Here is a 4,234-nt window from a genome sequence, read left to right on the forward strand (position 1 = left end):
ATATAGGAGTTTATGATGTTGTCGTATCAATTGCAAATTGCTATCAAAGATCTTGAGTCTCTCATATCTTTGTCGCAGGAAGATATCGATGATATTAAAGAAGCAAAACATAATCCTCAGTTCGATCGTCTTGCTATCAAAGAAGAAAAAATAAAAAGTTTTGAACATAAGAAAGCGATGATTGATCGTGAAATATCTAAATTGATGACGCAACATCCGGGTATCTCTTTAGGTGAACTTTTAAATAGTGAACAACATCAGCAACTTGATTCTCTTAAAGAACATCTCTCATGTCTACGCGAAGTAAATCAACAGTATGCAAAAATGGTTTTAAGTGTCGGTTCATTTTATAACATGCTTCTTGAACGAGTAGTTCCGACACAGATGGAAGGGTATCAAAAAATAGCCTCTTCTAATGCATCATTTTTGGAAGTGCGGGTATAACATGGCATCAATTTTTAATGCATTGCATATTGGTTATAGTGCACTAAATGCGGCACAAATTGGGATTGATACGACTGGGCATAATCTTTCTAATGCAGAAACTGAGGGTTATACACGTCAGCGTGTCGTCACTTCCACTGCCTATCCCATTAGTATCGATCCAGGTCAACGGGGTAACGGAACCCAGATTGCCGAAATTACACGGGTATTTGATAAATTTGTTCATGATCGTTATACAATTGCTTCTCAGAATAAAGAGTATTCTGATACGATGAAAAAAAATCTTGAAGAGCTTTCAAGTTATTTTCCTGAAATTAGCGATGTAGGAATCAAAAATGATCTTCAAAATTATTTTGATACATGGCAATCTTTTGCCAATAATCCTAGTAATACGGCACTTAAAATAGCTTTGGGAGAGCAAGCTCAAGTGCTTTCTCAACATATTAATGAAACACGTGCTCAGATCGTTAATTTACAAAGTTCATTAAATGATCAATTGAAAGTAAATATTGATGAAGTAAACCGTATCGCAGGGCAGATTGCCGGATTAAACAAATCAATCAACGAAGCAGAAGCAGGAGGGGTAAATAACGCTAATGATTTACGCGATCAGCGAAATTCACTGGAAATGACTCTTGCTAAAATGATTGGTTCAAAGGTTTTAGTCGGGCAAGTTGAGAGTCGTAATGTGATCGATAGTAACATTGCAATTGAGGATGGAAGTTACACGATTCAAGTAGGAGGCTTTAATCTCGTTGATGGAATAAATTTTCACCCGATAGGGGTCGATGCGACAGGGAATCAAAATGGATACAACGATCTCTATTATGAACGCCAAGATGGGGTAAAAATTCCGTTTGCCAGCAACATCACTGGGGGAAAAGTGGGAGCAATGTTAGAGCTACGCGGTTCTATCATCGGGGATAATGGTGAATTTCAAGATGGATTTTTGCAAGAGACGGTAAACAATATTGATACATTTGCATTAGGACTGATCGAATCGACTAATAACCTTTATGCGCAAAGTGCTACATCGCAAATGATATCAAATAGTACAAGTTTCTCAGCCGATCAGTCGTTAATGAATACGGATAATAACTTTCAAACGGGTACATTTGATATTGTTGTTTATGATATTGATGGACAAGAAGTCGGAAGACGTTCTATTACGATTGATGAAACTACTGTTATGTCAGGTGCGACGGGAGGAATTATTGAACAATTTTCGGCTTCAGTAGATGATAATAGCGATAATAATGCTCTCAATGATATTGACGATATGCTTAATGCAACTTTTTTATCAAATATATTTCAGGTTACGTTAAATTCAGGACTTGAATCTCAAGGATATACCTTTGCTCTTGAAGATAGTGCTACTTCTCCCACTAATTTTGCCGGTGTTATGGGTGCCAACCGTTTTTTTGATGGCAATAATGCTAAAACTATTGCATTGAGCAGTAATTTAAAAACTGATCCTTCCCAAATTAGCGGGTTTAAATCACCGGCAGAAGGTGATAATCAAACGGCATTAGATATGGTTGAACTTCAGTTTTCATCTATTTTATTCTCGAATAGTACAGATACGTTGTACGGTCATTTTGATGCACTGGTTACGACAGTAGGGACAAAAGCAAATTCTGCTATTATAAGTAGTGAATCTATTACGGCACAATATAATGCTGTTAAACAAGAGTATGATTCAGTTAGTAAAGTAAGTATTGATGAAGAACTGGCTAACCTCATTCGATATCAAACTTCATATGGTGCCGCTGCTAAAATTATTACGACGATTGATCAGATGATGACAACCCTTTTAGGCATTAAACAATAATGCCTTATAAAAGCATTACCGCCCTTTGTGGGGTAATTTTTATTTCTTTTATCGGTCCTTTTTTATATACGGTTGATCCTTTATATTTAAATTCTAAAGCTATTTTACTTCCACCGTCATGGGAACATTGGTTTGGTACTGATCGATTGGGACGTGATCTACTGGCTCGATTGATGCTAGGAGGGCAGGTCTCGCTATTGATAGGATTTGTAAGTGCATTGATTTCTATTCTCATTGGTTTATTCTATGGCGTGAGTGCGGCATTATTACGTGGAGGATATGATAAATTTTTTATTATTATTGTTGATCTATTTTTGACATTTCCGACTTTATTTTTATTGTTGACACTTGTGAGTTATGTGAATGCATCTATTTGGGTACTTATATTGATTATTTCGATTACAGGATGGATGGGTACTGCACGTCTTATCCGCTCTGAGAGCTTTGCGATTGCCATGAAGCCATTTATTCGAATACTTCATATTGGTAAAGTCCATCCATTAAAGATTATTTTTAAATATTATACACCGCTTTTAGCTCCGATTATTTTAGTTAGTTTTACTTTTGGGGTTGGTGGAGCAATTTTAGCAGAGTCTGGGCTCTCATTTTTAGGCTTAGGGATTATAGCACCACAAATGAGTTGGGGGAGTATCCTTAGTGGCGGTAAAGAAGTGATTGATATCGCATGGTGGGTAAGTTTCTTTCCTGGTTTTATGATTTTTATCGTCACATTTGCTTTAATGAATATCTCTAATGCACTTCAGACGCGATGGAATCAAAAAGAGATACGTTAATCGGAAGGTATACATGAAGTTGATTCTATTGGGTATTTTGCTTCTTCTAACTTTTTTTTATGGTATTGTCATAGGCACGGCTAAAATATTTCCATATGAATATGTAAAATACGGTATTTTTATGCTTATTGAAAATAATTATAGCAATGAACAATCTTCTAATTACAGAAATCAAAAAAGTCAATTTGATATTTTGTCCCATAAACCTGCGAAAATTATGATGTTAGGTGATTCAATCATTGAAAGTGGACATTGGAATGAGCTGTTACAGCGTAGCGATATTATCAATCGAGGTCTTAGCGGCGATACAACTATAGGAATTATTCATAGACTGGATAATATCAATCCAGGTATTGAAAAAACGTTAATTATGATAGGTATTAACGATATAAGTAGAGGTAAGGAAGCTGATGAAATTTTTACGAGTTATCGACAGATGCTTTCTATACTGAAAAAGAAAAATATCACTCCAATTATTCATTCGACACTCTATGTGGGATCGAACAACCCATGGTTTTATAATACGAAAGTTACAGAATTAAATCGTCTTTTAGCAGAATATGCAATGCATCATAATATACTTTATATTGATATAAATAAGGTTCTTGCGCCTGAAGGTTTTTTAGATGATCGCTATTCTGAAGATGGGTTGCATCTAAATGGCGATGGATATAAACAATGGGCAAAAGTTATCGAACAATCTCTCTAGCAAAATAGCCGGATAAAGATTTTAATATAAAGAAATAGGGCTTTTTATCGAAGGATATGTCCGACAAATTTTGACATATTATTCAAGATCTTGCCACCGCGACGGAATCCTAATCCACACGCTTCGTAAGCGAAAAATACCCCTGCTTGATAGCTGTTACCGCTACTGTCTTTCGGGAACTCGACGTACTCTTGATAGATCGATTTAAAGTTACTATACGGTCCCTCATTGGCTTCAATCACAGAACCAGAGGCATCCAAAATCTTCACATTAGCACCTTCGCGTCCGAACATTCGTTTCTCGACCTGTTGTACCCCTTTAAGCGGCGTAAAAGAGGTTTTAAGAAGATATGGAGAATCAGGGAATAGATCGCAGAGAATTTTCATCATCCCTTTAGACTGGAAGAGGAGTGTGTAGGCAGGATTGAGGATAATTGCCTTTTGGTTATTCATGATC

Annotated in this window: 5 protein-coding genes; 4 read left to right on the forward strand and 1 reads right to left on the reverse strand. The window is 36.3% G+C overall.

The window, feature by feature from the left end:
- Positions 1–12: 12 nt before the first annotated feature.
- Genes WA010_RS10410 through WA010_RS10425 form a run of 4 tightly spaced genes read left to right on the forward strand, consistent with a single transcriptional unit; the run spans position 13 to position 3,778 of the window.
- Positions 13–444, forward strand: coding sequence for a hypothetical protein (locus tag WA010_RS10410; RefSeq protein WP_422557048.1), 432 nt, complete (start codon positions 13–15; stop codon positions 442–444).
- A 1-nt stretch (position 445) separates the two neighbouring features.
- A complete protein-coding gene (gene flgK / locus WA010_RS10415) occupies positions 446–2,275 on the forward strand; it encodes a flagellar hook-associated protein FlgK (protein ID WP_422557049.1) in 1,830 nt (609 codons plus the stop codon).
- Positions 2,275–3,069, forward strand: a complete 795-nt coding sequence (locus WA010_RS10420; protein ID WP_422557050.1) for an ABC transporter permease — start codon at positions 2,275–2,277, stop codon at positions 3,067–3,069. Before flgK ends, WA010_RS10420 begins: the two co-directional genes overlap by 1 nt.
- Before the next feature lie 13 nt (positions 3,070–3,082).
- On the forward strand, positions 3,083–3,778 hold the full coding sequence (locus WA010_RS10425) for a GDSL-type esterase/lipase family protein (protein ID WP_422557051.1): 696 nt from the start codon (positions 3,083–3,085) through the stop codon (positions 3,776–3,778).
- Between the two features lie 44 nt (positions 3,779–3,822).
- Here the strand turns inward: WA010_RS10425 and WA010_RS10430 are convergent.
- The coding region (locus WA010_RS10430) for a glutathionylspermidine synthase family protein (protein ID WP_422557052.1) at positions 3,823–4,234 on the reverse strand (412 nt) is incomplete at its 5' end.

The sequence above is a fragment of the Sulfuricurvum sp. genome (genome assembly GCF_049305995.1).
Lineage (GTDB): Bacteria > Campylobacterota > Campylobacteria > Campylobacterales > Sulfurimonadaceae > Sulfuricurvum.